The organism is Streptomyces sp. NPDC040610 (genome assembly GCF_055594065.1).
Genome location: NZ_JBVIXA010000011.1, coordinates 86,254 through 112,558 on the forward strand (window position 1 = coordinate 86,254; position 26,305 = coordinate 112,558).

The 26,305-nt window shown below is 71.7% G+C and carries 24 protein-coding genes and 1 pseudogene; 10 read left to right on the forward strand and 15 right to left on the reverse strand.

What is annotated here, in order from left to right; genetic code table 11:
• Positions 1–96: 96 nt before the first annotated feature.
• Both ACZ6AA_RS31235 and ACZ6AA_RS31240 read left to right on the forward strand, forming a co-directional pair.
• Positions 97–1,017, forward strand: coding sequence for a helix-turn-helix domain-containing protein (locus ACZ6AA_RS31235; protein WP_468482985.1), 921 nt, complete (start codon positions 97–99; stop codon positions 1,015–1,017).
• Between the two features lie 11 nt (positions 1,018–1,028).
• Positions 1,029–1,409 (forward strand): chorismate mutase, encoded by a 381-nt coding sequence (locus ACZ6AA_RS31240; RefSeq protein WP_468448891.1) that lies wholly within the window; start codon positions 1,029–1,031, stop codon positions 1,407–1,409.
• A 25-nt stretch (positions 1,410–1,434) separates the two neighbouring features.
• Here the strand turns inward: ACZ6AA_RS31240 and ACZ6AA_RS31245 are convergent, their stop codons facing one another.
• Both ACZ6AA_RS31245 and ACZ6AA_RS31250 read right to left on the reverse strand, forming a co-directional pair.
• Complete coding sequence (locus ACZ6AA_RS31245) at positions 1,435–2,364, reverse strand: site-specific integrase (protein WP_471461565.1); 930 nt, start codon at positions 2,362–2,364, stop codon at positions 1,435–1,437.
• A gap of 428 nt (positions 2,365–2,792) precedes the next feature.
• The gene (locus ACZ6AA_RS31250) at positions 2,793–3,020 is read right to left on the reverse strand and encodes a hypothetical protein (RefSeq protein ID WP_471461568.1); all 228 of its coding nucleotides are present in this window, start codon (positions 3,018–3,020) and stop codon (positions 2,793–2,795) included.
• Between ACZ6AA_RS31250 and ACZ6AA_RS31255 the strand changes: the two genes are divergently transcribed.
• From ACZ6AA_RS31255 to ACZ6AA_RS31275, 5 genes are all read left to right on the forward strand, one after another.
• Complete coding sequence (locus ACZ6AA_RS31255) at positions 3,019–3,297, forward strand: DUF6011 domain-containing protein (RefSeq protein WP_471461571.1); 279 nt, start codon at positions 3,019–3,021, stop codon at positions 3,295–3,297. The genes ACZ6AA_RS31250 and ACZ6AA_RS31255 overlap by 2 nt on opposite strands.
• A gap of 251 nt (positions 3,298–3,548) precedes the next feature.
• Complete coding sequence (locus ACZ6AA_RS31260; protein ID WP_471461574.1) at positions 3,549–4,049, forward strand: hypothetical protein; 501 nt, start codon at positions 3,549–3,551, stop codon at positions 4,047–4,049.
• A gap of 11 nt (positions 4,050–4,060) precedes the next feature.
• Positions 4,061–4,390 carry a hypothetical protein gene (locus ACZ6AA_RS31265; RefSeq protein WP_468448901.1) on the forward strand — a complete coding sequence of 110 codons (330 nt, stop codon included), beginning with the start codon at positions 4,061–4,063 and terminating at the stop codon, positions 4,388–4,390.
• Positions 4,391–4,475: 85 nt separating this feature from the next.
• Positions 4,476–6,980, forward strand: a complete 2,505-nt coding sequence (gene pepN / locus ACZ6AA_RS31270) for an aminopeptidase N (RefSeq protein WP_471461579.1) — start codon at positions 4,476–4,478, stop codon at positions 6,978–6,980.
• A gap of 180 nt (positions 6,981–7,160) precedes the next feature.
• Positions 7,161–8,009: an NAD(P)H-binding protein gene (locus ACZ6AA_RS31275; protein ID WP_468482977.1), complete on the forward strand. Its 849-nt coding sequence runs from the start codon at positions 7,161–7,163 to the stop codon at positions 8,007–8,009.
• Between the two features lie 157 nt (positions 8,010–8,166).
• On the opposite strand, the gene ACZ6AA_RS31280 is transcribed toward ACZ6AA_RS31275, so the two are convergent.
• The 4 genes from ACZ6AA_RS31280 to ACZ6AA_RS31295 form a co-directional block, all read right to left on the reverse strand.
• A complete protein-coding gene (locus tag ACZ6AA_RS31280) occupies positions 8,167–11,283 on the reverse strand; it encodes an endo-alpha-N-acetylgalactosaminidase family protein (RefSeq protein WP_471461583.1) in 3,117 nt (1,038 codons plus the stop codon).
• Positions 11,284–11,551: 268 nt separating this feature from the next.
• The gene (locus ACZ6AA_RS31285; RefSeq protein WP_471461586.1) at positions 11,552–12,718 is read right to left on the reverse strand and encodes a sensor histidine kinase; all 1,167 of its coding nucleotides are present in this window, start codon (positions 12,716–12,718) and stop codon (positions 11,552–11,554) included.
• Positions 12,715–13,386, reverse strand: a complete 672-nt coding sequence (locus ACZ6AA_RS31290) for a response regulator (RefSeq protein ID WP_468448910.1) — start codon at positions 13,384–13,386, stop codon at positions 12,715–12,717. Before ACZ6AA_RS31290 ends, ACZ6AA_RS31285 begins: the two co-directional genes overlap by 4 nt.
• A gap of 165 nt (positions 13,387–13,551) precedes the next feature.
• Entirely contained in the window at positions 13,552–14,349 is a 798-nt protein-coding gene (locus tag ACZ6AA_RS31295) for a S1 family peptidase (RefSeq protein WP_468448912.1), read from the reverse strand.
• 233 nt (positions 14,350–14,582) lie between these two features.
• Between ACZ6AA_RS31295 and ACZ6AA_RS31300 the strand changes: the two genes are divergently transcribed.
• Entirely contained in the window at positions 14,583–15,494 is a 912-nt protein-coding gene (locus ACZ6AA_RS31300; RefSeq protein WP_468448914.1) for a hypothetical protein, read from the forward strand.
• A 118-nt stretch (positions 15,495–15,612) separates the two neighbouring features.
• On the opposite strand, the pseudogene ACZ6AA_RS31305 reads toward ACZ6AA_RS31300, so the two are convergent.
• The 3 genes and pseudogenes from ACZ6AA_RS31305 to ACZ6AA_RS31315 form a co-directional block, all read right to left on the reverse strand.
• A pseudogene (locus ACZ6AA_RS31305) lies at positions 15,613–17,289 on the reverse strand (DEAD/DEAH box helicase); the annotation flags it as partial.
• Positions 17,290–17,381: 92 nt separating this feature from the next.
• A complete protein-coding gene (locus tag ACZ6AA_RS31310) occupies positions 17,382–17,585 on the reverse strand; it encodes a cold-shock protein (RefSeq protein WP_030362889.1) in 204 nt (67 codons plus the stop codon).
• A gap of 260 nt (positions 17,586–17,845) precedes the next feature.
• Positions 17,846–19,333 carry an MFS transporter gene (locus ACZ6AA_RS31315; RefSeq protein ID WP_471461596.1) on the reverse strand — a complete coding sequence of 496 codons (1,488 nt, stop codon included), beginning with the start codon at positions 19,331–19,333 and terminating at the stop codon, positions 17,846–17,848.
• Between the two features lie 145 nt (positions 19,334–19,478).
• Here ACZ6AA_RS31315 and ACZ6AA_RS31320 point away from each other — a divergent pair, with 145 nt between their 5' ends.
• Together ACZ6AA_RS31320 and ACZ6AA_RS31325 are read left to right on the forward strand one after the other, a co-directional pair.
• The gene (locus ACZ6AA_RS31320; protein ID WP_471461600.1) at positions 19,479–19,967 is read left to right on the forward strand and encodes a MarR family winged helix-turn-helix transcriptional regulator; all 489 of its coding nucleotides are present in this window, start codon (positions 19,479–19,481) and stop codon (positions 19,965–19,967) included.
• A gap of 190 nt (positions 19,968–20,157) precedes the next feature.
• Complete coding sequence (locus tag ACZ6AA_RS31325) at positions 20,158–21,087, forward strand: tyrosine-protein phosphatase (RefSeq protein WP_471461603.1); 930 nt, start codon at positions 20,158–20,160, stop codon at positions 21,085–21,087.
• Here the strand turns inward: ACZ6AA_RS31325 and ACZ6AA_RS31330 are convergent.
• The 6 genes from ACZ6AA_RS31330 to ACZ6AA_RS31355 all read right to left on the reverse strand — a co-directional run bounded on the left by ACZ6AA_RS31330 (position 21,059) and on the right by ACZ6AA_RS31355 (position 26,280).
• Entirely contained in the window at positions 21,059–21,838 is a 780-nt protein-coding gene (locus ACZ6AA_RS31330; RefSeq protein ID WP_468481068.1) for a VWA domain-containing protein, read from the reverse strand. The two genes, ACZ6AA_RS31325 and ACZ6AA_RS31330, sit on opposite strands and share 29 nt — an antisense overlap.
• A 34-nt stretch (positions 21,839–21,872) precedes the next feature.
• Entirely contained in the window at positions 21,873–22,625 is a 753-nt protein-coding gene (locus tag ACZ6AA_RS31335) for an alpha/beta fold hydrolase (RefSeq protein ID WP_471461891.1), read from the reverse strand.
• A 335-nt stretch (positions 22,626–22,960) separates the two neighbouring features.
• Positions 22,961–24,061, reverse strand: coding sequence for a hypothetical protein (locus ACZ6AA_RS31340; RefSeq protein WP_471461607.1), 1,101 nt, complete (start codon positions 24,059–24,061; stop codon positions 22,961–22,963).
• An 18-nt stretch (positions 24,062–24,079) separates the two neighbouring features.
• Positions 24,080–24,298: a hypothetical protein gene (locus ACZ6AA_RS31345; RefSeq protein WP_468448930.1), complete on the reverse strand. Its 219-nt coding sequence runs from the start codon at positions 24,296–24,298 to the stop codon at positions 24,080–24,082.
• A gap of 159 nt (positions 24,299–24,457) precedes the next feature.
• The gene (locus ACZ6AA_RS31350; RefSeq protein WP_468448932.1) at positions 24,458–25,291 is read right to left on the reverse strand and encodes a carbohydrate ABC transporter permease; all 834 of its coding nucleotides are present in this window, start codon (positions 25,289–25,291) and stop codon (positions 24,458–24,460) included.
• Positions 25,288–26,280, reverse strand: a complete 993-nt coding sequence (locus ACZ6AA_RS31355) for a carbohydrate ABC transporter permease (RefSeq protein WP_468448934.1) — start codon at positions 26,278–26,280, stop codon at positions 25,288–25,290. Before ACZ6AA_RS31355 ends, ACZ6AA_RS31350 begins: the two co-directional genes overlap by 4 nt.
• Between the last annotated feature and the right edge of the window lie 25 nt (positions 26,281–26,305).

The following is a 26,305-nucleotide window of genomic DNA, read 5'->3' on the forward strand; positions in this document are numbered from 1 at the left end:
TACTGCGGCCACGATTGCCTCTGGCGGGCGGCACGGTCCATGGACAAAGATCGAGCCGGGTTGGACGCAGCGATCCGACGAGAGGGGCGGCAGCGGATGTACCACACGTGGATGCGGTATTTCACGCCGAGCCCGGTCCATCACCGCCTCGGCCTGGTGTGTCTGGGCGTGGGCCTGCAGCACGGCACGCTGCCCGCCGTGGGGCCCCGCACCCTGGACCACCACGTGGCCCTGGTGATCAGTTCGGGCGGCGGCTGGTTCCGGGCGCCGGACGGGCGCCGCCGACCGGTCACGGCGCCCGCGTTGATCTGGCTGTCGCCGGGGGTGCCGCACCACTACGGCGCCGATCCGGAGACGGGCTGGGACGAGTGCTTCGTGGACTTCACGGGGCCTGCCACGACGACGTACACGGAGCTGGGCTACATCGAGCCGGACCGGCCGGTGGTGCCGCTCGCCGACCCGGACGGGGCGCGTGCCGTCGTCGGGCGCGTCGCCCGCGCCGCGCGCCGGGGCAATCCGCTGCTCGAGGTCGAGACGAGCGCCGCCGTCCATGAGCTGCTCGTGGCGCTGCGCCGGGCCCGCGCCGACATCGCGCCGGACGGCGACCCGGTGCTTCAGTCCCTGGCCAGGGACGCGTTCAAGGCGCTGTCGGTGACCGAGCACGCGGCCCGGCACGGCATGACGCCCGCGGAGCTGCGGACGGCGGTGCGCCGGGGGGCGGGGTGCAGCCCCAAGGACTATCTGCTCGGCATCCGGCTCGGCCGCGCCAAGGAGCTGCTCGCGGCGACGGAGCTGCCGGTGGCCGCGGTGGCCCGGCGGGTGGGCTACGACGATCCGGCGTACTTCTCGCGGCTGTTCACGCGGCGGGTCGGGATGGCGCCGGTGCGGTTCCGGGAGCAGCAGGGGCGGGCGGTGCCGGGGGGCTGGTCGCAGCAGGTGCCGGACCCGGAGCGGCCGCCGACGCTCACGTCGCTCGACGGCACGGCCGCTTCGGGTGGCACGGGTGCGGGCACGTAGGCTCGGCTGCCATGACCACACGCCACACCAGTGACGACAGCGGCGCGGCCGGGGCCGGTGCGGGGGACGCCGTGGACCCCGCGGTGCGCGCGGAGCTGTCCCGGCTGCGCGACAGCATCGACAACATCGACGCGGCCGTCGTCCATATGCTCGCCGAGCGCTTCAAGTGCACCCAGCAGGTCGGCCATCTCAAGGCCAACCACCAGTTGCCGCCCGCCGACCCGGCGCGGGAGGCCCGGCAGATCGCGCGGCTGCGGGAGCTGGCGGAGAACGCGAAGCTGGATCCGGCGTTCGCCGAGAAGTTCCTGAACTTCATCATCGCTGAAGTGATCCGGCACCATGAGCAGATCGCCGATGACACTGTGACCAGCAGCGCAAGCCCATCTGAGTGATCCCCTTCTCTCCTCTGGGGATCGTTTAGGAGGGATTTGGGAGATCATCAGTCTTGGGGCTCGCCACCTCCGGCCAGATCTCCGTCCACCCCAGGTCGGCCATCGCGCGGTCGAACAGCCCCTGGAGGCCATCGAGTCGGCGCTTGCGCATCGCCGGGGTGGGGCGCCGGTAGGTGCCCTTGATGCCAGGGTACTTGTGCCCCATCTGCTCGTAGGCCAACACGGGGTGGACGCCGATCTCCTCCTGCCACGAGTCGTGCGTCTTGCGCAGGTCCCGGGCCGTCAGCCCCGGCTTGATCGGCTTCCACTCCTCCTTCACCGCCCGCCCCCGCGCCTTGGGGCGGGCGTCGCGCCCGTCCGCGGCCGGGCGGAGCACGCTGTGCCAGTGACTACGCCACCACAGCTTGCCCGTCGGGGTGGTGCCCACGTGCTCGTGCGGCCACGACGGCAGGAACGCCAGCCAGAGCTTCTCCAGGAACGGCGGCACATCGATGTCCCGCGCGGACGTCGGGTTCTTCGGCGGCTCCAGTGCACGGAAGCAGCGCCGCTTGCCGTCCTCGTCGCGCACGTAGTACTCGGCGAGCGCACCCGTGTCCTTGTCGACACGGATCACCGGGCATTCGAAGACGCCGCCGTCGTACTTCCGCTTCCGGCGCCGCAGCACATTAGGACGGCGCAGGCCGGCGTTCTCCTCGTAGCGGGGACCGCACCAGGCGAGGGTGAGGACCTGGATGCCAACCACCGGGCCGAGCCGCCGGGCCAGGAGCAGAACCTCCTCCGGCGTGGCGATGATGCTGTCGTCATCCTCGTCCTCGTCCCCATCGCGCGCCACGACGTCGTGAGCTGGGGCCTGCTCGGCGCCGGACAAGCCCGTGAGGCGCCTCCCGTAGAGCGGGTTGACCGTGAGGTGCTTCGCGTCCACAGCCCCGGTGAGGATCCGGGAAAGGAGTTGCACGCACGCGCGGGTGGTCCGCGGCGCACAGCTCAGCGTGCGCGCCCGCACCTCGACGTCGAACCAGTTGAACGTGATGCGTGATGAGCGGCGCGTACTCCCACTTCGGCAGAATGTGGGCTTCCAGCCGCTCCCACCGGTTCATCGTCGTCCGGCCGCGCGGCGTCTGGACTGCCATCCACTCCCGGGCCCACACGCCGAAGTGCTTGCGCATCAGGTCAGGATCGACCCAGCGGCCTTCCCTGATTGCCGTTTCCTGGGTGTCGCGCCACTCTTCGGCGATTCGTTTCGTCGGGAAGCCCGGCTCGCTGCCCCATGCCCCGTCGGGCTTCTTGTAGCGGGCCCGCCACGTGTACTGCTTCGTAGTCCGTCCGCCCCGGACCTTGTAGACCTTCTCTGCGTACGCCATGAGACCCCCTCCGGCTACGCGTTCAGTCAGCTCGCCTGGGCGTGGACGACGTAGCGAGCCGGGGTCCGCATCGCATCCAGTCCGGTGACCGCTCGGCCTGCGAGCCCGTGATCACGTCGCCTGCGTGCTGCGTAATCAGGTCCGCGCGCACGACGTAGCAGATGCTGTCGGCACGGTCGTCCACGAGGATCGCCACGCCGTCGTCGACGTGCTCGCGCCCCGCCGCGCACGCGCACAGAGGGCCGGACATGACCACCTCCACCCCGCAGCCGACCAACTGCGCGCTGTGCGGCAGACCCTTGCGCACGGCCGCCGCCCGGGCCCGGGGCATCGGCCCGCACTGCCTGCGCAAACTCCCCCGCGCGCCGAGCCCCGCTCCAGCTCCGGGAGCGCAAGCCCTCACCGCGGCGACCACCACGCATCCCGAACAGGCCGCGGAACTCGCCGAATGGGCCCAGCGCGTGCACCAGCGGTGCCGCCGCAACCACAAATTCACCGGCAGACTCTGCGACTGCACCTGCCACTGACGTCCCCGCTCCAGACGCACCGGCCCGCATATGCGAGCCGGTGCGTGGTGTTTCCCGGCGGGGGGATGAAGCGTGGGGATCGGTTTCCGGCGCTCCCGAAAGTCGGGGGCGGGATACCGGAAGGATTCCCCTATCGCTATAACGGAATTTCCTTGTAGATCTTGGTATGGAGATGTGCGTAGAGTTCCGCGGCAGTAGAGGGACCTCAATCAGAGACCCCTCTAGCTGAACCGGGAGAAGGGTGAATTCACGTGCATCCCAATCGAGCGATCACAGCTTCACTTGCTGCCGCCGCAGCAGTGGCCGGCGTCTCACTCTCAGTGCCAACAGCCAACGCATTACCTCAAGCGCATGACGGTATTGCGCAGGCCGCGAAAAAGAAGCCCACCGAGCCCTGCAAGGGCAAGCAGCCCAATAGCAAGATTGTCTACACGTTCCACCGTGGCCCCGCGAAGATCCCTCTGCGCTGCGGGAACAAGAACTGGGGATTCCGTCACATAGTTGCCCGTGGCAGGTGGAGCGATTCCTTCAAAAACAAGATCAGTAATACGCTCTGGAAGGGCTATGAACAGAGCCCAGGCGTCATCTTCCGGGACAAGCCGGGAGTGAGTTGCACCCCCAATCCCAAAAAGAACTTCAAGGTCGTCTACAATAGTGGCCCCCTCGGAGGGAAGCCCGGAGGGATCACCCCTCAAGGCGTCATCACGGCCTCCGTGCAGTACACTGCAAAATCTGCCAAAGGTCCGTGCTAGAAAGGTCAACCATGGCGACCTCGGAACAAGTGGAAGAAGGACTAAGCGAGAAGCTCCTGGGGAAACAGCAAGAATATCCAGGCTTCACCATCGAAGTCCTAGACCTACGAGTTCCTGAGGTCTACCCAACCCTCACAGTACAGCTCAAAATAAAAACCCAAGGCCAGCAATGGCAAGTCACCCTCAACTACAAGGGCCCAGAAGCAAGCCTCGTCAGCGGCGACCTCGACCCCGACCACGTCACGTACCTCGCATTCCTGATGCGCACCCACCTCTTCGAATGGTGGGACACAAAGGACACCGAGGAGCTATCCACGAGAATGGGTCAAAGGCTCAACTAGCGCTGAGGTTCGCTCCCCGCGTCGGCGCCCCCGTCGCGGGGACACCCACTCCCAGCCGCCGGGCCCGATCGGGCACCATGGCCAGATGCCCGCACTGACGCGCGACGAAGCGCAGACCCGAGCCCAGCTCCTCGACGTCCGGCGGTACGAGATCGCCCTCGATCTCACCACCGGCGAGGAGACCTTCGACTCCCGCACGGTGATCACGTTCACGGCCGCCGCGGACGGGGACACCTTCGTCGAACTGAAGCCCGCCCAGCTGCGTTCCGTCACGCTCGACGGCGCCCCGCTCGACCCGGCGGACCTGGCCGACAACCGGCTGCCGCTGCGGGGCCTCGCCGCGGGCGAGCACGAGCTGCGTGTCGACGCGTCGATGCGCTACTCCCGCACCGGCGAGGGCATGCACCGCTTCACCGACCCGAGCGACGGCGAGACGTACGTCTACACGCAGTTGTTCATGGAGGACGTGCAGCGCGTGTTCGCGGCCTTCGACCAGCCCGATCTGAAGGCGGTGTTCGCGCTCACCGTGCGGGCCCCCAGGGGCTGGACGGTCCTGGCCAACGGTGTCACCGAGCAGGTGGGGGCGGGCGAGTGGCGGGCGGCGCCCACGCCGCCGCTTTCGACGTATCTCGTGGCGGTCGCCGCGGGGCCCTGGCACTCGGTGCGCACCGAGCACCGGGGGCTGCCCTTCGGCCTGCACTGCCGTCGCTCGCTGGCGCCGCACCTGGACGCCGACGCCGACGAGCTGTTCGACATCACACGGGCGTGCTTCGACCGGTACGAGGAGAAGTTCACCGAGCCCTACCCCTTCGACTCCTACGACCAGGCGTTCGTGCCCGAGTTCAACGCGGGCGCGATGGAGAACCCGGGTCTGGTCACCTTCCGCGACGACTTCGTGTACCGCTCGGCGGTCACCGACACCGAGCGGCTGATCCGCGGCATGGTCGTCGCGCACGAGATGGCGCACATGTGGTTCGGCGACCTGGTGACCCTGCGGTGGTGGGACGACATCTGGTTGAACGAGTCGTTCGCGGAGTACATGGGCTATCAGACGCTGAGCGAGGCGACGCGTTTCACCACCACCTGGGTCGACTTCGCCGTCGCCCGCAAGTCGTGGGGCTACGACGCCGACCAGCGCCCGTCCACGCACCCCGTCGCGCCGGACCCGGACGCGGTGCCCGACACGGCGTCGGCGATGCTCAACTTCGACGGGATCTCCTACGCCAAGGGCGCGAGCGCGCTGCGTCAGCTCGTCGCGTGGCTGGGCGAGAAGGACTTCCTGGCGGGCATCAACGCGCACTTCGCACGGCACAGGTTCGGCAACGCCACGCTCGCCGACTTCATCGACAACCTCGCCTCGGCCACGGACCGCGACGTGCACGGCTGGGCCCGGTCGTGGCTGCGGACGACCGGCGTGGACGCGTTCACGCCGACGGTCACGCACGGCGGCCGGGAGTGGACGCTGTCCCTGGAGCGGAACGGCAGCCGTCCGCACCGGGTGGCGGTCGGTGTGTTCGACCGCGATCTGTCGGACGGCACGTCGCTGGTGCTGCGCGAGCGGTACGAGACGGACGTGCCGGAGCAGGAGGCCCCGGCGGCGCGCGACGGGGGCAGGCCCGCGCTGATCGTGCCCAACGACCACGACTTGACGTACGCGAAGATCCGCCTTGACCCGGTGTCCCAGGAGACCGTCCTCACGTCCCTCTCGGGGGTGCCGGACGCGCTGACGCGGGCGGTGCTGTGGAACGCGCTGCGCGACATGGTGCGCGACGGCGAGCTGGCGCCGGGCGTGTTCCTGGCGGCGGCGCGGGCGCATCTGCCCGCGGAGAACGACCTGGCCCTCGTCTCCGGTGTGCTGCCGTTCGCGTCGGCCGTCGTCGCCGGGCGCTACACACCGCCGGACGGCCGCAGCGCCGCCCTCGCCGTCCTGGACGCGCTGTGCCAGGACGTGATCCGTCGCACGGAGGACGGTTCGCACCCGGGGCTCCGCCTGGTGGCGGTGCGGGGTCTCATCGACGCGGCGACGCAGCCCGAGCCGCTGACGACGTGGCTGTCGCAGGGGGCGGTGCCCGGCGGGCCCGAGCTCGACCCCGAGCTGCGCTGGCGGGTCCTCGGGCGGCTCGCGGTGCTCGGGGCGACCGACGAGGACGCCATCGCCGCCGAGCTGCGCAGGGACCCGAGCGCGACCGGCAGGGAAGGGGCCGCGCGCTGCCGGGCCGCGCTGCCGGACGCGGAGGCCAAGCGGGCCGCGTGGGACGCGATGTTCGGCTCCGACGAGCTGTCCAACTACCTGTTCACCGCGACCGCGCAGGGGTTCTGGCAGCCCGAGCAGGACTCGGTCGTCCGCACCTATGTGCCGCGGTTCTTCGAGGACGCGGTGGCGCTCGCCGCCCGCCGCGGACCCGCCATCGCCGAGGCCGCGGGGCAGTACGCGTTCCCGGTGTACGCCGTCGACGAGGACACCCTGCGCCTGGGCAGGCAGTGCCTGGAACGCACCGATGTGCTGCCCGCGCTGCGCCGTCGACTCGTGGACCAACTGGACGACCTGGAGCGGGCGTTGCGGGTGCGCCGGGGTGCCGAGGGGGTGTGAGGCGGGCGCGGCGGGCTTGGGTCCTGCGACCTAGGTCCGCCGGACCAGGAGGGCGTGGGTCATCTACTTCCTGGTGATGATCCGATGGACCCGGTCCGCCGCCTAGGGTCGGTGGTGATCAGAGCCGGGCCGGGGGCGTGCGTCCCCGGCCCGGTGTCGTCCCGACCTCAAGGAGCCCCCGTGATCGTCGTGACCGGTGCCACCGGAAACGTAGGCCGCGCTCTCGTCGCCCAACTCGCCGCCGACCAGGTTCCGGTCCGCGCCCTGACCCGGGATCCGGCCCGCGCGCGGGTGCCGGCCGGGGCCGAGGTGGCGCGGTTCGCGGGGCCGGGCGAACCCGCCGCCATGGCCGCGCAGTTCGAGGGCGCGACGGCGCTGTTCCTGCATCTGGTGGCGGGCGGCGAGGACACCCCGGCGCTGCTCGCGGCCGCGCGGGACGGCGGCGTCAAGCATGTCGTGGTGCTCTCGTCGATCATCGTCGACCACGACGCCGCCGCCGAGCACCCCATCCACGTCGTGCACTCCGCGCTGGAGCGGCACGTCCGGGAGAGCGGGCTCGGCTGGACGGCGCTGCGGCCGGGCGCGTTCAGCACCAACTCGCTGCAGTGGGCGCCCCAGGTCCGCGCGGGCGACACGGTCCGCGGGCCGTTCGGCGACGCCGTGTCCTCGCCGATCCACGAGGCCGACATCGCGGCCGTCGCCGCCGTGGCGCTGCGCGACCCCGCCGGGCACACCGGCGCCGTCCACTCCCTGACCGGGCCGGAGGGCGTCACCACGCGGGAGCAGATCCACGCCGTGGGCCGGGCGGTCGGCCGGGAGCTGCGGTTCGAGGAGATAGCGCCCGCCGAGGTGCCCGCGGACATGTTCCCGCACGTCGCGCCGGAGATGCTCCCGGCCCTCCTTCGGGCCCTCGGTGACAGCGTCGGCACGGAACCGGACCTGACGACGGCGGTGCGGGACGTCACGGGCCGTCCGGCGCGGACGTTCGCGCGCTGGGCCGAGGACCACGCGGACGACTTCCGCGCGTAGGCGAAGGCGGATACAGCGGGTACGGGAGCGGCTGGCTCGCCGACACGTCCCAGGGCGGCCGGGCGGGTCCGGGAGCCACACCCCCGGACCCGCCCGGACCCGCCGAGCCCGCCGGACCCGCCGGACCCGCCGGACCGCCGAACCCTCCCCAGGCCCCCTAGACCTCCCGCACCTCGAACGCGTCGAGCACGAACTCCGCCTTCCCGTCGTCGCCGACCTTCCGCAGCCCGACCCACGCCTCGCCGTCCCCGGGGGCGGTGAACTCGTAGGACAGGGTGGTGGGGGCGGTGGCCACGGGCAGGGCCTCGCGGGACAGTTCGCGCGCGTCGGGCTCGTCCACCGCGGTCACCCACGCGTACTGCCCGGCCTTCTCGTTCTCGTACCGGAACGACACCCGGTAGCGCTTGCCGCCCTCGAAGCGGACCGTGTGCGGCACCGTCCGGTAGACGAGGCCGTCGTTCTCGCCGCGGGACTTCAGGGACTGGGTGCCGTCCACGACGTCGTCGACGGCCTTGCCGTTCCAGCCGCGCTGGGTGTACGGGGCGTGGCGCTGCGCGATGTGGGTGCGGGGGTCGGTGGCTCCCCCGGCGTCGCCCTTCACGAACGGCCCCCAGCCCTGCGGTACGTCCTCGAAGTCCTCGTGGGCGAGGACGCCCCGGCCGAGCGGCGCCCGCGCGCCGACGGCGACGACGCGCACGTTGTCGAAGCGCACCCGGGCGTCCCCGGCGACGGCGCGCAGCGCGAGCCGCACCGGGCCGCCGCCCTCGGGGACGGTGAAGCGGGTGAACAGGCGCTGGAAGCGGGTGCCGTGCTTGCGGTCGGCGGCGACGAAGTTGCCCGCGGTGGAGGTGTGCGTCCAGTTGGCGGCGGTGACGCCGTCGGCGGTGCGGACCTCCAGGGCGGCGCGGCGCCGCTGCCCGGCCTTCTCCCCCACCTCGACCTGCACGGACGCCACATAGGTGCCGGGCTTGAGGCGGCGCAGGCGCTGGCTGACGGAGGCCGCGGCGCCCGCGGCGAGGACGAGTTCGTAGTCGCCGAGCTTGCTGCGCTCCACCGACGCGGGGCCGCTGACCTGCCAGGCGTCCAGGTCGCCCGCGTGGAAGCCGGGGTCGCGCAGCGCGGTGCCCTGGCCCCAGTCGGGGTCGGGGGCGCGGCGGACGCGGGTGCGGTGGACGACGTAGGGCTGCTTGGCGTCCGCGTCGAGGGTGATCTTCCCGGCGCGCACGGGGACGTCGGCGACGAAGACGCGGCCCTGGTCGGTGAGGCGGTACAGGGCGACCTTGCGAGCGCCGGACCAGCCGCGGGGCAGGGCCCAACTGGTCTTTCCGCCGCCGGGGTTGAAGTGGTAGAGCTTCGCGGGGTCGGTGGCCCGGCGCGGCTCCCAGGGCAGCAGATAGCTTCCGCCGTCGTAGACGAGGTGGCCGTCGGTGGTGATGCGGCGCGTGCCGCCGTCCGCGTCGGACACGGAGGTGGCTCCGGCGCCGAAGAACGTGATCTCGTGCTCGCCCCATGTCTTGATGGGCTGCGCCTGGAGGTACTTGGCGGGCAGCGCGTGCGTCCAGATCAGCTCGTGGAACGTCGTCCAGTCGGTCTTGCCGGTCCAGCCGGTGAAGTTGCCCATGCGGGCGATGCCGAGCAGCGAGGGCCACTTGTCGGCGAAGACGTCCTTCTGGTGGTGCCGGATGAAGCGGATGAGCTGGGAGTTGATGCCGCGGGAGGTGTCGGGGCCGTAGTCGGTCTCGGTCGCCCAGTGCGACCACAGGGCCGAGCGTTCGAAGCCGTGGCCCCATTCGCTGGTGACCATCCAGCCCTGGTCGCGGAAGGTGCGCTGGAGGCGGTCGGAGGTCCAGCCGGACTCGCGGAACACGTCGATGTAGAGGGTGTTCAGGGCCGGGTGGGCGTCGCGGCGCAGGTCGGCGAAGCGGCGCACGATGTCGCCGGAGACCAGGTCGCGGCGCTGGTCGATGCGGTAGCTCTGGTCGAGCCAGTCCCACTGCTCGTTCTTCTTGTCGACGAGCGTGTCGGAGAAGGCGTTGGCCACGGGGTAGGACTCGGTGGCGTTGACGTGGACGCCGAAGTCGCTGTTCCACTTGGAGCCCTCGCGGACCAGGGTGTTGAGGTCGGCGAGGCCGCCCGCGCGCTGGTTGTAGTTGCCCGCGTAGTCGGGGTGCGCGGAGTCGTGGCCCTCGGACTGGTAGCCCTTGAGGAGCGTGTACTGGCGCAGCCCGTCGGTGGCCAGGTGGATCCGCTTGACGTCGTCGAGGGTCGCGAGGAACGGGTTGGTGGCCTGCGAGGCGAAGTTGAAGGGGATGTGCGGGACGACGCGGAGGTGCTGCTCGTCCGCGCCGAGCGGGTTCACCATGATGTCGCGGAAGGCGATGGCGGCGTCCTGCCAGTCGACCTTGCCGTCGCCGTTGCGGTCGCCGGTGACGACGACGGTCGCGTACGGCAGGGGTTCGGTGGCGCCGACCGGGGAGGTGGCGGCGCGGTGCGTCCACTGGCCGGGGGTGAGGCGGGCCTCGACGTGGGAGTCCTTGCGCACGGTCTGGCGCCACAGCCGGCCGTTCTCCCAGCTGGTCTCCGAGGTGGGCTTGTCGTAGACGGTGTTGGTCTCGACGGCGCCGCCGAGCCTGTCGTGGGCGAGCACCGCGTACGCGCAGCCGCTCGCCGCGTCCGCGGGGGTGTCCGGTGTGAGCTTGACCAGGGTGTCGCCGCTCTTGGCCTTGTCGAGCTGCACCTTCGCGGCGAGCAGCGCGGCGCCGGGCTGGTCGCTGCGCACGGACAGCAGGGCGAGGCCGGGGATCCGCAGGGTGCCGACGCGCAGGGCGGCGGTGTCGGCGATCTTCGTGACGCGCCAGTGCACCTGGCGGCCCTTGACCGCGATCTCCACGTCGATGCGGGTGCCGCCGTCGAGGGTGAGGGTGTACGCGGCCCGGTCGCCGCGTACGTCCGCGGTGACCTTCGGCGTGTGCTCCTTGTCGTCGATGAGGAGCGTGGTGACCGGGTCCGGCTGGCCGTGCAGGACCGCGCGGCTCTTACGGTCGGTGTACGACACGACGCGCGGGAAGCCGGTGGCGACGCGCACCTCCAGGGCTGCCGAGCGCAGGATCGCCTCGTCCGCCGCCGCGCGGGCGGCGGACGAGGCCGAGGGGGCCGCGTGCGCGGAGCCGGTGCCGGCTCCGACGGCGGCCCCTATCCCTGCGATCGCTCCCGAGGCGACCACGGCTCTGCGGCTCGGGCCGGAACCTGAACCGGATGTCTCTGACGGCAGCATGAACGCACCCTCCGTGGAACCGAATTTGTGACGGTCACGATGCGTCGGGTGGGGTGAGGGCGCCCATGGACAAAGGTGGGAGAGGTGTTGGACTAACGTCCTGGCCCTCGCGGGGCGCCCCAGTCCCGCCCCTTCTCCGAAACCGGGGGCGCGCCCCCTGGACCCCGCTTGTCGGCGCTCCGCGCCTCGTCCTCAAGCGCCGGACGGGCTGAATGCTCGGGTGGGGGTCCCTGCGGGTGGGACGGGCCGGGGTGTTGCCGGGTGGGGGCTACCCCGCCGTCCCCTGCCCGTACGGCAGTACGGCCCGTACCTCCCAGCCGCCCTCGGGCGACGGTCCCGCCGTCAAGGTGCCGCCCAGTGCCGTGGCCCGTTCCTCCAGGCCGGTGAGGCCGAACCCTCCCCGCTCGCCGGAGCGTTCAGGCGGCTGTCCGCCGTCGTCGGCGACCCGCACCTCCAGGCCGCCCTCGACGACGCGGACACCGACGCGCACCGCCGAGACGCCGGTGGCGTGTTTGCGGACGTTCGTCAGTGCTTCGCGGACGATGTGGTGGGTGGTGGCGGCGAGATCGGCCGGAAGCCGCTCCTGAAGGGCCTGTTCCACATGCACGGTGACCGGAGGGCCGGTCCGGGTGAACGTCTCGGACAGCTCGCGCAGCTCGGCGAGCCCGGCCACGGGCACGGTGCGGGCCTCTCCCTCGCGCAGGACCCGCACCAGGCGCCGCATCGCACCGAGCGCCTCGTCGCCCGCGTCCGCGATCCGCACGAATGCGCTGGTCGCGGTGGAGGCGCCGACCTCGGTGAAGGACGCGGCGCGGGCCTGTACGACGATTCCGGTGACGTGGTGGGCGACCAGATCGTGCAGTTCCCGGGCGAGTTCGAGGCGTTCGGCGGCACGCACGGCCTCGATGTCGCGGACGCGCTGCGCCTGCTGGGCGCGTAGAAGCAAAGAGAAGGCGCTCACCACGGCGGCCAGCGCGGAGAACAGGAGCGTGAACCGGCCCGGTGAGGCGTCGCGCACCGGCGCGGCCACGCAGGCGAGCGCGAGCAGCGGCCCGAGCACGGCGGCACACCGCGCGGGCAGCCGCAGCAGGACGCCGGTGAGGAGCACGAGCAGCGCGATGGCCTCGCCCATGCCCCAGACGATCTGCGGCCGGGCGCTGACGAACACGTACAGGGTGGCGGCCCAGGACACACAGGCGGCGAGCCAGGCGCGGGTCGCGAGGGCCGGGCGGGCCCAGGGGACGGCGCACAGGCAGCAGAGGATGCCCGCCGTCCAGACGGCGGCGCGCGGCCCGGTGGGCTGGCGGGCGAGGGTCAGGCCCTCGACGCTGACGAGCAGGACGAGGACGGCGGCGAGCAGCAGGCGGGCGGCGGTGCGGCGCGCGGGGTGCCGGTCGAGCAGGCGCGCGTACCGGTCGAGGATCGCGGTGGTCACGGCGTGCGGGTGGCGAGGCCGGACTCCCAGGCCCAGGCGGCGATCTCGACGCGGTTCCTGGCGTCGAGCTTGGCCTGGACGTTCGCGAGGTGGGACTTGACCGTGGACAGGGAGACGAAGAGTTCGGCGGCGATCTCGTTGTTGGTGCGGCCGCGGGCGAGGGCGCGCACGACGTCCTGCTCGCGCTGGGTGAGGGGTTCGGAGGGGGCGCGGGCGCCGGGCCCTTCCGCGGCGGCGGGGGTCCCGGCGGCCAGCTCCCGCAGCAGTCGTACGGTGATCGCGGGTGAGACGAGCGCGTCGCCGACGGCCGCCGCACGCACGGCCTCCACCAGCATGGCGGGGCTCGCGTTCTTCAGCAGGAAGCCGCTGGCGCCCCCGTGCAGCGCCGCGTGCACGTACTCGTCGAGGTCGAAGGTGGTGACGATGACGACGCGGGGGCGCACCCCGGCGCGGGCGGCCAGGCGGCGGGTGACCTCCAGGCCGTCCAGGCGCGGCATGCGGATGTCGAGGAGCAGCACGTCGGGGTCGTGGCGGGCGACGGCGGCGAGCGCGGCCTCGCCGTCGGTGACGTCGGCGAGCACCTCGATGTCGGGCTGGCTCTCCAGGATCATGCGGAAGCCGGTGCGGACCATGTCCTGGTCGTCCGCGATGACCACCGTGATCGCCATGTGCTGCCGTCCGCCCTGCCGTGCCTGTCTCGTACGCCCCCGAGTGTCCCATATATGGGCATACGAAGCGGGGCCGGGTCAGCCGTGACCCGGCCCCGCGACGGCTCAGCCGTTCACCTCACGAACGCCCTGGGCGCCCGGGGCGTCAGAGCTGGTCAGAACTGGTCAGAGCTGGTTGGCGTGCTTGGTGATGTCGGCCGCGAAGGTCGAGACCTCGGTGTAGACACCGGGGAACTTCGGGCGGGCGCAGCCGTTGCCCCAGCTCACGATGCCGACCTGGATGAACTGACCGGCCTCGTCCTTGCGGAACATGGGGCCGCCGGAGTCGCCCTGGCAGGTGTCGACGCCACCCACGTTGAGCTTGCCCGCGCAGATCTCCTCGCCCGGGATGATGTCGCCGCTGTAGGCGGCCTGGCAGTCGGCGTCGCTCACGAAGGGCACGGTGGCCTTGAGCAGGTAGCGCTGCTGCGCGCCGCCCTCGCGGTTGGCGCCCCAGCCCGCGACGGTGAAGTTTCCGTTGTTGTACTTGGTGGTGGTGGCTATCTTCAGCGTGGGCTGGTTGATCGGCTTGGCGAGCTTGATCAGCGCCCAGTCCTTGCCCTTGCCGTTGTAGCCGGGGGCCTGCAGGACCTTGGTGGACTTGACCTTGACCGCGCTGGAGCTCTGCAGGTCGACGACGCCGCCGGTGGCGGTGATGGAGGTGTTGTTGCCCGAGCCGTCGACACAGTGCGCGGCGGTCAGGACGACGTCCTGCTTGAGCAGGGAGCCGCCACAGCCCATCGAGAGCCGGACCATGAACGGGAACTCACCCTGCGCGGCACGCACACCGCCGACGACACGCTCGCCGGGGTTCGGGCCGGGGTGAGGGGCCGCCTGCGCGACGACGGGCTGCAGGCTGGCGACACCGAGGGCGACCGACCCGAGGACGGCGGCTCTCTTGACTCCACGGAACTTCGTCTTCAACTTCTTGCCCCTTCGTGGGAGTTGTGGGGGGTTGCGCACGCGGCGGGCCCATGCCGCACGCACCAGAGGCACTGCGTGGCATGAGCCCGCCAAGCGTTGTTGGATTATGAGGAGGGCCACACACGGGCGACAAGGGGCGGTTTTCGGCCAGGCGTTGGGGTCCGGGCTGGTTACCGGTGCGAACAACCCCCGTACAGTGGGGACGAATCGGGCGGTGCTCAGGGGGTGGGGGCGTGGCGAACGGCGGTCCGGTGGAGCACGGCTATCCGCATCTGGAGACGGTGCACGCGGCCATCACCGCGCTGTACCGACGGCTCTCGTACGACACCGTGCACACCTTCGACACCAGCGTCGCCCCGGCCGACGTGGCCTTCTGCGACCAGGACGACCTGTATCTGGGCGCGCAGCGGGTGGCCCGCGAGATGGTGCGGCATCTGCGCCTCCCGGACGCCCGCATGATCGTGTCGTTCCGGGAGATGCGGCACGCGGCGTCCGTCGAACTCGCCGCGGGGCCCGAGTACTTCATCGAGCTGAACGACCGCTTCCGCACGCACCGCAGGGACATCGGCGCGGCCCTCGCGCACGAGGTGATGCACGTGTATCTGCACCGCCTCGACCTGACGTTCCCGGGCACGCGCGACAACGAGATCCTCACCGACACGGCGACCACGTACCTGGGCGCGGGCTGGCTGCTCCTCGACGCCTACCGCGAGGACAGCGCCTCGTCGCAGAAGCTCGGCTATCTGACGCCGGAGGAGTTCGGCTACGTCCTCGCCAAGCGCTCGCTGGCGTTCGGCGAGGCCCCCGAGACCTGGTTCACCAGCCCGCAGGCGTACACGGCGTATACGAAGGGGCTCGCCCGGGCCCGGCAGGACGAGCAGCAGCCCCCGCTGACGGCGGCGGGCTGGGCGGGCCGGCGGCGGTACGCCAAGGACCGGCGCTACGCCCAGGACCACGGCACGGCGACGGGGCCGGGCGCGGGGCGGTCCAGCGGCCCGTACGCCTTCTCGCGCCCGGACGGCACCGGCCCGCTGCGGGTGTCGTTCCCGTGCCCGACCTGCCGCCAGCGCATCCGGGTACCCGCACGGGGCCGGATGCGGGCGCGGTGCGGGCTGTGCCGGACGGTGTTGGACTGCGACACGTGAAACTCGCGCGTGACAGGGGCGAGTTGACGGCGATACGACGACGGGGTGGGCGCGCGCCCACCCCGTCGTCCCTGTCTGTCATCTCTGTCCCAGGTGCCCCTGAGCCGCCCGCGGACTACGCGGCGTTGCTGCTCCGGCCGCCCCGGCGGCCACGGCCGCCGCGACGTCGGGCACCGCCGCCGGCGCCACCCGCTCCCCCGGCTCCGGCGCCCGCGGACCTGCGCTGCGCGGGGGCCTTGCGCTGCGCCACGACCTGCACGGGCGGCGCGATGACGACCGGCACGCCGGAGGGCTCCCGCGCCCCGGTGATCGTGACCAGTTCCTCGGAGGACGAGCGGACGGCGACGGCCTCCGGCTTGATGCCCGCGTCGGACATGAGGCGGGCCACCTCGCGCTTCTCCTCGGGCAGGACGAGCGTGACGACGCGCCCGGACTCGCCCGCGCGCGCGGTGCGGCCGCCGCGGTGCAGGTAGTCCTTGTGGTCGACGGGCGGGTCGACGTTCACGACCAGGTCGAGGTCGTCGACGTGGATGCCGCGCGCGGCCACGTTGGTGGCGACGAGCGCGGTGACCTCGCCGCTCTTGAACTGCTCCAGGGTGCGGTTGCGCTGCGGCTGCGAGCGTCCGCCGTGCAGGCCGGAGGCCCGCACTCCGCTGGCGAGGAGCCGCTTGGTGAAGCGGTCCACGGCGCGCTTGGTGTGCAGGAACAGAATGACGTTGCCGTCGCGGGCGGCGATGCGCAGGGCGACCGCCTTCTTGTCCGTCTCGTCGGCGACGTACAGGACGTGGTGCTCCATCGTGGTCACCGCGCCCGCGGAGGGGTCGACGGAGTGCACGACGGGGTCGCTCAGGTAGCCGCGGACGAGGCGGTCGACGTTGCGGTCCAGGGTCGCCGAGAACAGCATCGTCTGGCCACCCGGCTCCACCTGCCCGAGCAGCGCGGTGACCTGGGGCAGGAAGCCCATGTCGGCCATCTGGTCGGCCTCGTCGAGGACGGTGACGCGGACCTGGCCGAGGGCGCAGTCGCCGCGCTCGATGAGGTCCTTCAGACGGCCCGGGGTGGCGACGAGCACCTCGACGCCGCGGCGCAGCGTCGCGGCCTGCTTGTTGATCGACAGACCGCCGACGACGGCGGCGACGCGCAGGTTCACGGACGTGGCGTACGGCGCGAGGGCGTCGGTGACCTGCTGCGCCAGCTCGCGGGTGGGGACGAGGACCAGGGCGAGCGGCTTGCCGGGCTCGGCGCGGCGGCCCGCGGTGCGGCCGAGGAGCGCGAGGCCGAAGGCGAGGGTCTTGCCGGAGCCGGTGCGGCCACGGCCGAGGACGTCACGTCCGGCCAGGGAGTTCGGCAGGGTCGCGGCCTGGATCGGGAAGGGCGTGGTGACGCCCTGCGCGGCGAGGGTCTTGAGCAGCGCCTCGGGCATGTCGAGGTCCTCGAAGCCCTCGACGGCGGGCAGCGCGGGGGTGCGGGTCTCGGGCAGCGCGAAGTCGGCGGGCGCGGTGCGTGCCGGGGCGGGGCGGGGAGCCTTGCGGCCGCCTCGGCCGCCGCCGTTCACCGGGCGCTTGGCGCCGCCCGCGTTCCGGTTGCCACCGGCGCCGCCGTTGCGCGAACCGCTGGTGCCGCCCGCGTTGCCGGTGCCCTTCCGGCCGGCGTCGCCCGACGCCTGTCCGCGGGAGGCCGAGCCGGCACCGCCACGGGTGCTCTGGCCTGCCGAGCCGCGGGTGGCCGAGCCTGCCGTGCGGTCATTCGATGAGCGCCGACGGGCGGGGCGCGCGGGACGGTCGGGGCGATTCATGGGCAAGCCTTCCTGGCCGGTGACAGCACACAAGCCGGGACCCGCACCGTGGTGGTGCGGGCCCCGGCTGCGAGGTTCGCGAGAAGCGACGATCAGGCGGGAACGATGTTCTCGGCCTGCAGGCCCTTCTGGCCCTGGGTCACCTCGAAGGAGACCTTCTGGCCCTCCAGGAGCTCACGGAAGCCGGAGCTGGCGATGTTGGAGTAGTGGGCGAAGACGTCGGGGCCGCCGCCGTCCTGCTCGATGAAGCCGAAGCCCTTTTCCGAGTTGAACCACTTCACGGTTCCAGTTGCCATGTCAATCTCCTCAACAGGGGCAGATTAAGGAGAGCCACGGAATTGTGGTCCTCCCAGCGCTGCAAGGACCCCCATCCGGAGAGACCGGGGTCCGGCCCGCAAAAGAGCCGGAAAAACAAAATAATGCGCCCTCGGAAGCATTCCGTCAGGCGCACATAAAGTTCATGGGTACCAAAACTGCAACGGTTAACCTTAACATGCGCCCGGCCCCCGCAGGCAGGAGCCCTCCGGGGACCGGGTCGACGCCGACGCGCGGGGCCTCACTCGGGCGGCTCCACCGCCCGTCGCGGCAGCGCCGGGCACAGCAGCGCGCAGAGTGCGAAGGCGGCCACCACCCACGGCATCGCGGCACCGAGCGCGTCGGTGAGCCCCGTCGCCGTACCCACCGGGCCGTGCTCGCCGGACCCCGGGCCGGACGGGACGTGGCCGAAGAAGACCGTCCCGATGACGGCGGCGCCGAGCGCCCCGCCGAACTGCTGGGCCGTGGAGAAGATGCCGGACGCCCCGCCCGCGATGTCGCCCGGTACCGCCGACAGGACGACGTTCACCAGCGGTACGACCAGGAAGCCGAGCCCCGCGCCCGCCACCAGGAGCCCCGGCACCAGCGGCCAGGCCCCGGTGTGCGCGTCGCTCGCGTCCGCCACCGCCGACCACACCCAGGCGAAGCCGCCCGCCATCAGGAGCGCCCCGGCCGCGAGCACCAGCCGCCCGAAGCGCAGCGCCAGCGCGTCCGCGGCGGGCGCGGTCAGGAAGCCCCCGACGGAGAAGGCGATGGTGACGACACCGGCCTGCATCGGCGTGTAGCCCTCGCTGCCCTGCAGCCAGATCGCGAAGACCAGGAAGAAGCCCTGCATGCCGACGGAGAACAGGAGCTGCACCAGGACGCCCACGGAGAACGCGGGCAGCTTGAAGGCGCGCGCGGGCAGCAGCGGCACGATCTTGTGCGAGCGGCGCCGCCCCTCGGCCACGCCGAGCCCGGCGAGCGCGGCCACCCCGGCGCCCAGGCACACCCAGCCCCACACCGGCCAGCCGTTGGCGCGGCCCTGGACCAGCGGCAGCACGATGGCGACCAGGGCCCCGGCGAGGACCAGGCTGCCGAGCGCGTCGGGCCGCCCGGCGGAGCGCTCACGCGTGGAGGGTACGAGGACGATCCCGGCGGCGAAGGTGGCGACGGCCACGGGGATGTTCACCAGGAACACCGAGCGCCAGCCCCAGCCGAACAGGTCGGCGTCGGTGAGCAGGCCGCCGAGCAGCAGCCCGATCGCCGACGCGAACCCGGCGACGGCTCCGTACATCCCGAAGGCCGTGCCGCGCTCCTTGCCCCGGAACAGCGTGCGGAAGGAGCCGAGCACCTGTGGCATGAGGAGCGCGGCCATGACGCCCTGCACGGCGCGGGCCGCCACCAGCTGCCCCGGCGACTGCGCGATCCCGCAGGCGAGGCTCGCCAGGCCGAAGCCCGCGGTGCCGGTCAGGAACAGGGCCTTGCGGCCGTACCGGTCGCCGAGGTGTCCGGCGACGATCAGCGTGGCGGCGAAGCCGAGCAGATAGGCGGAGACGATCCACTGGAGCGCGCTCTCGGACGCGCCGAGGTCGCGCCCGATCGAGGGGATCGCGACGTTCACGATCGTCACGTCGAGCAGGTCCATGAGGGCGGCGACCATCATCACGACGGCGGCCGCCCAGCGCCGGGGGTGCGGGGCGCCGACGGCGGCGCCGTCCGCGGGCGGGGTGGTCAGGGTGGCGGTCATGTGGGCTCAGGGCTCCTCGGGTCTCGTCGACGGGACGGGTGGGTCTCCGATTTATTTCGTTCGGTCGAACGAAAGACTTGCACGGGGCGATCCGTGATCACAAGTCTTTCGTTCGTCCGAACGAACTTCTTGCTAGGCTCACCCCATGCCGAAGAGCCGCACGCACCAGGAGTCGCCGGACCCGGAGCGCGCCGACGTCGTGGCGCGCCTGTCCGCCGCGGGCCGGGCCAACAGCGCGGTCACCGTGATGTTCCACTCGGCCGTCGCCGCCCGGCAGGGCCTGAACGCCACCGAGAGCAAGACCCTCGACCTGCTCATCCGCAAGGGCCCCCTCACCGCCAAGGACCTCGCGGCCGAGACGGGCCTCGCGCCCGCGTCCGTGACGGGCCTCGTCGACCGCCTGGAGGCCAAGGGCTTCGCGCGCCGGGTGAAGCACCCCACGGACAAGCGGCGGGTCCTGGTGGAGTTCCGCGCCGAGAAGATGGCGGGCCTGACGGAGGTCTTCGCGGACTGGGGGCGCGAGGTGGAGGAGTTCTGCGAGGAGTTCACGACCGCCGAGCTGGAGACGATCATCCGCTTCCTGGACGGCGCGGCGGACCGCCAGCGCCAGGCGGCGGCGCAGCTCGCGGAGTAGCGGGCGGTACGCGACCGAGGACACCCCTCACATCAGGCACACGCGCCCGCACCGCCTCCCCCGTATTGACGCCCCGTCAAATAACCTTCGTACGCGCCTTCCCCCTTCGACGGGCCGCCGTTACCGTCCCACCCGATCCCGGCCAAACAGTTGTTTGGCCGGACGGCGACAGGTACGGAAAGGCGGCCCGATGCGCAGCACTCGCACCCGTACGGCGGCCACGGTCGCGGTCCTCACGCTCGTCCTCGGCACCGCGCCGGCGGTGACGGCGCACGCCGCGCCGACGGCGCCCCGGCCCTCGTACACGCACCCCCTCACCTCCGAAACGCCCCGGCAGATCCCGCTCCAGGGGGCGGTGAACGTCCGTGACGTGGGCGGCTACCGCACCTATGACGGCGAGCGGGTGCGGCACGGCCGGGTCTTCCGCGCGGACGCGCTCAGCAAGCTCACGGACGGGGACGTCGCGACGCTGGCCGGGCTCCGGCTGCGGAAGGTCGTGGACTTCCGGGTCGCGGAGGAGGTCCGGTACGACGGGCCGGACCGGCTGCCCGCCGGGCTGGTCGCGACCGCGCGGCCCGTCACCGACAACGGCCTGTTCCGGCAGCTCATGACCGTGATCGGCTCCCGGGATCCGGTCAGGCAGGAGGAGATGCTCGGCGGCGGGAGGGCCGAGGCGTTCATGCGGGACGTCTACCGCACGTTCGTCACGGACGCGACGGACCGCGCGCAGTTCGGCGCGACGCTGCGCGACATCGCGGGCGGCGGCGCGGCCGCGCCCCTGCTCTACCACTGCACGTCGGGCAAGGACCGCACGGGCTGGACGACGTACGTCCTGCTGCGCGCCGTGGGGGTGCCCGAACGCACCGCGGTGAACGACTACTTGGCGTCCAACACCTTCCGCGCCGCGTACGACGCGAGGCTGCGCGAGACGCTTCGGCAGACCGGCATGATGCAGAACCCGGACCTGCTCGTCCCGCTCCAGGAGGTCCGCACCGGCTATCTGGACGCGGCGCTCGCCGAGGTGACACGGCAGTACGGGAGCTTCGGCGGCTATCTGACGAAGGGCCTCGGCCTGGACGCGGGGACGCTGGTCACGTTGCGCCGGGCGATGGTCGACTGAGCCGTGGGAGCTGGGGAGCCGCGGTGCGGGGTGCGACGATGCCGCGCTCGCGTGCCGCGGCCAGCCACTGGGGGAACTCGGCGACGAGGTGGTCGTACAGGAAGTCGTCCGAGGCGGCGGCCGGGTCCTTGCCGAGGTGGAAGAACCCGGCGTTGTCGACGACGCGGCGCCCGGGCACGGGCAGTTCGTCGAGCCTGCGCAGATAGTCGAACTGCCTGCTCGCGGGGTCGCCGAAGCCGATGAACTGCCAGAACAGCGGCAGCTTCGCCGCCTTGCACAGGTAGCGCTCGGCGGCGGCCCTGTTCAGCGGGCCGCCGTCGGTCTGGAAGACCACCAGGGCGGGGGCGGTCGCGCCGCATTCCAGGTAGTGGTCGATGACGGCGTCCATGGCGGCGTGGTAGTTCGTGCGCCCCATGTGCCCGAGCCCGGCGACGATCTCCCCGATGCGGCCCTGGTGGCCGGTCAGTTCGACGTCGACGACCGCGTCCACGTCGGTGGAGAAGAAGACGGCCGGTACGACGCCGTCGTCGTCCAGGTGCGCGGAGAGGCCGAGCACGCGGTCGGCGAGCGCCTGCACGCTGCCGTCGTCGAAGTACGGCCGCATCGAGCCGGAGTGGTCGACGACCAGATACACGGCGGCGCGCTCGCCCTCCAGGCCGTGGGCCCGCAGCCGCTCCCCCGCCGTCTTGTAGAGACTGACGAGGCCGGGCGCCACGGCCCGCACCTTGTCGAGACTGATCGCCGCGCCCATGGCACCAGCGTACGGGCCGGGCGGCGCGCCCCGGTCAGCCTTCGAGGAAGTCGAGGGCCAGGCGCAGGAACTCCGTCTCCCGCTCCACGTACGCCAGATGGCCGCAGCGCGGGAACACGTGCAGGCGGGCGTCCGGCATCGCCTTGAGTGCGACGAACGCTCCGTCGACGGGGTTGACCCGGTCCTCCCTGCCCCAGGTGAGGAGCGTCGGCCGGGTGATCCGGTGCGCCTCGCGCCACAGCATGGACCCTTCGGGCCACTTGGCGAAGGCCGCCCCGAGCCGCTGGGCGCCGAGACGGGAGCCGGGGTCGAGGGCCTGCGCGTACCGCTCCTCCACGAGGGCGTCCGTCACCAGGGACGGGTCGTGGACGAGGGAGGTCAGGAAGGCGCGCACGTGCTCGCGGGTCGGGTCGGGGGCGACGCTGAACTCGATGAGGCGCTTGACGCCTTCGGTGGGTTCGGCGGTGAAGAGGTTGAGCGAGAGTCCCGCGGGGGCCGTGAGCAGCAGTCGGTCGACCTTGTCCGGGTGGTCGAGCGCCAGGCGCACGCACACGCCACCGCCGAGCGACACGCCCGCGAAGTGCGCCTTCTCCACTCCCAGCTCGTCCAGGAGCCCGGCCACGGCGTCCGCGGCGAACGAGAACACGTCCTTGTCCAACTCGGGCTTGTCCGACCGCCCGAACCCCGGCAGATCGACGAGCAGCGTCCGAAACCGCCCGGCGAGGGCCCCCACCACGTCCCCGAACGCCGACCACGCACTGGCCCCCGGCCCACCCCCGTGCAACATCACCAGCACAGGCGCGTCCGGCTCCCCCACCTCGTGAAAGTGCAGCGCAACCCCCGCCCCACGCCCCCACCTCGAGGTCCCCTCACAGCTCAAACCCACACCAGCCTCCACACACACCCCACGACCACCGTCACCCCATGCTCCCTCACCCACCACCGCCCTTGCCCACCCACCCCGGAGCCCCGAAGGGAGAAGGGGCAGGTGGGCGAGGAAAAGCCCGTCCGGCGCCTGAGGACGAGCGCGCAGCGCGACCGGCCCCCGCCCCGGCCAACGAGCAGACACGACCCACCCCTTCACCGCGCCCGCCCCGGGCAACGTACAGACGAACCCCCCGGCTAGGAGGGCCGGTCCTCGAAGGCCGGGAGCGCGAAGATCCTGACCTTCGCCTCGTCGTCCATCAGCTCCACGAGCGGCAGCACCAAGTCCCAGAGGTCCCGCTTCCCGACCTCGCGCACAAGCGCGTCGAGCTCCGCGTCGGAGAGCGCGGCGGCCCGCGAGGCGACCACCCGCCGGGAGTCCTCGGGCAGCACCTCGACCAGGGGCAGGAACTCCCCCCACAGCCCGGTGGCCACGACGGCGGGGACGACCCCGCCGAGGACATCGGCGTCCCGCAGCGCCGGCAGCCCCGCCACCGTACGCAACTCCTCCTCACCGAGCAGCGCGACCAACGGAAGCAGCGACTCCCAGAGCCCCTGACCGGCCACGGTCACCACGAGCGGGTCGAGCCGTTCGGGCGGCTGCGCGGCGGCGAGGGAGGCGATCCGCCCGCGCTGCTCGCCGGTCACCATCCCGGCCACGGCGAGCGCCTCGGGCCACAGCCCGTCGGCGGCGGCCGTCCCGATGACGGCGGCGAGCCGCTCCGCACCCATCAACTCGACGATGTGCCCGAGCCGTTCGGGCACATCGATGAGGAAGCCGGTGCGCAGCACCACCGCGTCGGCGACCTGCGGCAGGATCCGCCGCAGCGCGCTGTCGCGCAGATGGCCGACGAACCGCCCCATCGTGATGTGGTCCTCGCGCTCGGCGAGGGCGACGGCGATGCGGACGAGCAGGTTCTCGTCGAGGCGGTCGACGATGCCGCTGATGCGCCGCGGGTCGAGGTGCGCGCAGGACTCGGCGGTGAAGGAGACGGGCAGCTTCTCGATGATGTCGGCGGCGCGGCCGGGTTCGAGGCGCCCGGCGACGGCGGCGGCGAGCCGGGGCCCGAGCGCCTTCTGGGAGATGGCGGCGGCGACCCCGGCGGGCACGAGCTTGGTCGCGGAGGCGATGCGGTCGAGCATGTCGGGCGCCCGGTCGTGGAGCGTCGCGACGCAGTCGGCGCGGAAGCGGTGCACGTCCTCGGCGGGCAGTTCCGCGAGGAACGCGAGCGCGTCGGGCTCGACGTCGAGGAGGCGGGCGGTCTTCAGGGCCTCGGCCCTGCCGCGCAGCTTGTCCATGGTGTCCTCGCCCCCGGCCTACCGGAACAGAATCCGGCGTACGGGCCCGCGGGCCAGCGCGGGCACCAGCTTCAGGGCCTCCTCGGCCGCCTGGTTCAGGCCGGACGCCCGGCTCTCGCGCTCGCGGCGCAGCGCGTCGGCGAGCGACGCGAGCCGCTCGGGCGGCAGCCCGGCGAAGGACGCCGGGGGCCCGACTCCCAGCTCCGCCGTCAGTTTCTCCAGTGCTTCGGTGCTCACGGGACCTCCTGGAGGGTGCGCCGGTCTTCAAGGACCCGAGAGTGGAGCGGAATTGAATAATAGTCAATAGCGCGGGCGGAGCGGTGCGCCAGCGCAAACGGAAGGGGGTGCGGGGAGGGCCGCCGTGTCCCGGCGACCCTCCCCGCACCCTCGCGCAGGTCAGCCCTTGACGGCCCCCGCCGCCAGACCCGAGCCGAGCCTGCGGTGGACGACGACGAAGAAGAGCATGACGGGCACCGTGACCAGCGTGGAGCTGGCCATCACGGGACCCCAGGACGTGGTGTTCTCGCCGAAGAACTGGAAGATGCCCACGGCCGCCGTGTACTTGTCGCTGCCCTTCATGAAGGTGTACGCGAACACGAACTCGTTCCACGCCGTGATGAAGGCGAAGATCGAGGTGGCGACGAGCCCCGGCGCGACCAGCGGAAGCAGCACCGACCAGAACATCCGGAACCAGGAGGCTCCGTCGATGTACGCGGCCTCCTCGACCTCCTTGGGCACGGCCGCCACGAACCCGCGCAGGGTCCAGATGGCGAACGGCAGCGACAGGGCGATGTAGACGATCGACAGGCCGAGCAGCGAGTTGAGCATCTCGTAGTCCCGCATCTGGATGAACAGCGGGATGACGAGGGCCTCCAGCGGCACCATCTGCACGATCAGGATCATGATCAGCACGGAGGTGCGGAACTTGAACTTGAAGCGGGCCACCGCGATCGCCGCGAACAGCGAGAGCAGCGCCGCCGCCAGGATCGTGGAGATCCCGACGATCGCCGAGTTCAGCAGGTACTGCCCGAAGTTGCCCCGGTCGAAGACGAAGTCGAAGTGCTCGAAGCTGATGCCGCTCGGCAGCAGGTCCGAGCCGCGGGTGAGCGCCTTCGGGTCGAGGGCGGTGGAGACCATCCAGTAGACCGGGAAGAGCGTGAAGACCAGCAGGGCCGCCACGGACAGCGGCAGGCCGATGCGCGCGGCGAGCGAGGTACGGCGGGTGCTCACAGGTCCTCATCCCCCTGCCGGAACAGCGTCCGGATGTAGACGACGGTGATGGCGAGCAGCAGCAGCGTCAGGAGGACGGCGGCCGCGGCGCCCGCACCGTAGTCGTTCTTGGCGAACGCCTCGATGTAGGAGTACACGCCGAGGTTGTACACGTCCGGGTTCTCGCCGCCGCCTCCCGGCATCAGGAAGATCTGCGTGAAGACCTTGAAGTCCCAGATGGTGGAGAGGATGGTCACCACCAGGAAGACGGGCTTGATGGTCGGCACGGTGATCTTCCAGAACCGCTGCCAGGCGTTGGCGCCGTCGATCTCCCCGGCCTCGTACAGCTCCTTGGGGATCGTCAGGAGCCCCGCGAGGACGGTGATCGCCACGAACGGGAAGCCGTGGTGCACGACGTTGATGGTGGCGATGGCGTAGAACGGCAGCCGTTCGGTGAACCAGTTGGTGGTCTCGGCGTCGATCAGGCCCATGGAGTCGGCGAGTTGACTGACCATGCCGTCCTCGGGCGAGAACAGCCAGATCCAGACGTACGTCCCGGTCACCGCGGGCATCGCCCAGGCGGCCAGGATCGACACCGAGCAGATCAGCTTCCAGGTCGGGCCGAGGCGGTTGAGGAGCAGCGCCACGGCTGTGCCGAGGGCGACGGTCAGACCGACACAGGCGAACGCGAAGAAGACCGTGTTCGGCAGGACCGTCTTCCACAGCAGATCGCCGGTCAGCAGGTCCGTGTAGTTGTCGAAGCCGGTGTACGTGCCCTTGCCGCCGCCGAATTTCACGACGTAGTCCTGCAGCGACAGCTTGCCGACCTGGATCAGCGGCCACAGGAGCAGGCCGATGAGCACGATCAGTGCGGGCGCGAGGAGCAGCCAGGGGCGGGTGAGGGTGGTGAGCTTCTTGCGGCGGCGCGCGCGCTCACCGTCGTCGGACGGGTGGGAGCGAAGGCTCGAAGAGCTGGACGAACCGTCCTTCGAGCCGTCGCTGACGAGCATGTCTTTCACTTTGTTACTCGTCCCT

Excerpts from the sequence above, each read along its gene's own strand:
- ACZ6AA_RS31325 (WP_471461603.1), top strand. The coding sequence starts at position 20,158 with ATGCGCAGCACTCGCACCCGTACGGCGGCCACGGTCGCGGTCCTCACG.
- ACZ6AA_RS31355 (WP_468448934.1), bottom strand. The coding sequence starts at position 26,280 with ATGCTCGTCAGCGACGGCTCGAAGGACGGTTCGTCCAGCTCTTCGAGC.
- ACZ6AA_RS31290 (WP_468448910.1), bottom strand. The coding sequence starts at position 13,386 with ATGGCGATCACGGTGGTCATCGCGGACGACCAGGACATGGTCCGCACC.
- ACZ6AA_RS31265 (WP_468448901.1), top strand. The coding sequence starts at position 4,061 with ATGGCGACCTCGGAACAAGTGGAAGAAGGACTAAGCGAGAAGCTCCTG.
- ACZ6AA_RS31240 (WP_468448891.1), top strand. The coding sequence starts at position 1,029 with ATGACCACACGCCACACCAGTGACGACAGCGGCGCGGCCGGGGCCGGT.
- ACZ6AA_RS31340 (WP_471461607.1), bottom strand. The coding sequence starts at position 24,061 with ATGGACAAGCTGCGCGGCAGGGCCGAGGCCCTGAAGACCGCCCGCCTC.
- pepN (WP_471461579.1), top strand. The coding sequence starts at position 4,476 with ATGCCCGCACTGACGCGCGACGAAGCGCAGACCCGAGCCCAGCTCCTC.
- ACZ6AA_RS31320 (WP_471461600.1), top strand. The coding sequence starts at position 19,479 with ATGCCGAAGAGCCGCACGCACCAGGAGTCGCCGGACCCGGAGCGCGCC.
- ACZ6AA_RS31255 (WP_471461571.1), top strand. The coding sequence starts at position 3,019 with ATGACCACCTCCACCCCGCAGCCGACCAACTGCGCGCTGTGCGGCAGA.
- ACZ6AA_RS31335 (WP_471461891.1), bottom strand. The coding sequence starts at position 22,625 with ATGTTGCACGGGGGTGGGCCGGGGGCCAGTGCGTGGTCGGCGTTCGGG.
- ACZ6AA_RS31280 (WP_471461583.1), bottom strand. The coding sequence starts at position 11,283 with ATGCTGCCGTCAGAGACATCCGGTTCAGGTTCCGGCCCGAGCCGCAGA.
- ACZ6AA_RS31235 (WP_468482985.1), top strand. The coding sequence starts at position 97 with ATGTACCACACGTGGATGCGGTATTTCACGCCGAGCCCGGTCCATCAC.
- ACZ6AA_RS31310 (WP_030362889.1), bottom strand. The coding sequence starts at position 17,585 with ATGGCAACTGGAACCGTGAAGTGGTTCAACTCGGAAAAGGGCTTCGGC.
- ACZ6AA_RS31315 (WP_471461596.1), bottom strand. The coding sequence starts at position 19,333 with ATGACCGCCACCCTGACCACCCCGCCCGCGGACGGCGCCGCCGTCGGC.
- ACZ6AA_RS31330 (WP_468481068.1), bottom strand. The coding sequence starts at position 21,838 with ATGGGCGCGGCGATCAGTCTCGACAAGGTGCGGGCCGTGGCGCCCGGC.
- ACZ6AA_RS31250 (WP_471461568.1), bottom strand. The coding sequence starts at position 3,020 with ATGTCCGGCCCTCTGTGCGCGTGCGCGGCGGGGCGCGAGCACGTCGAC.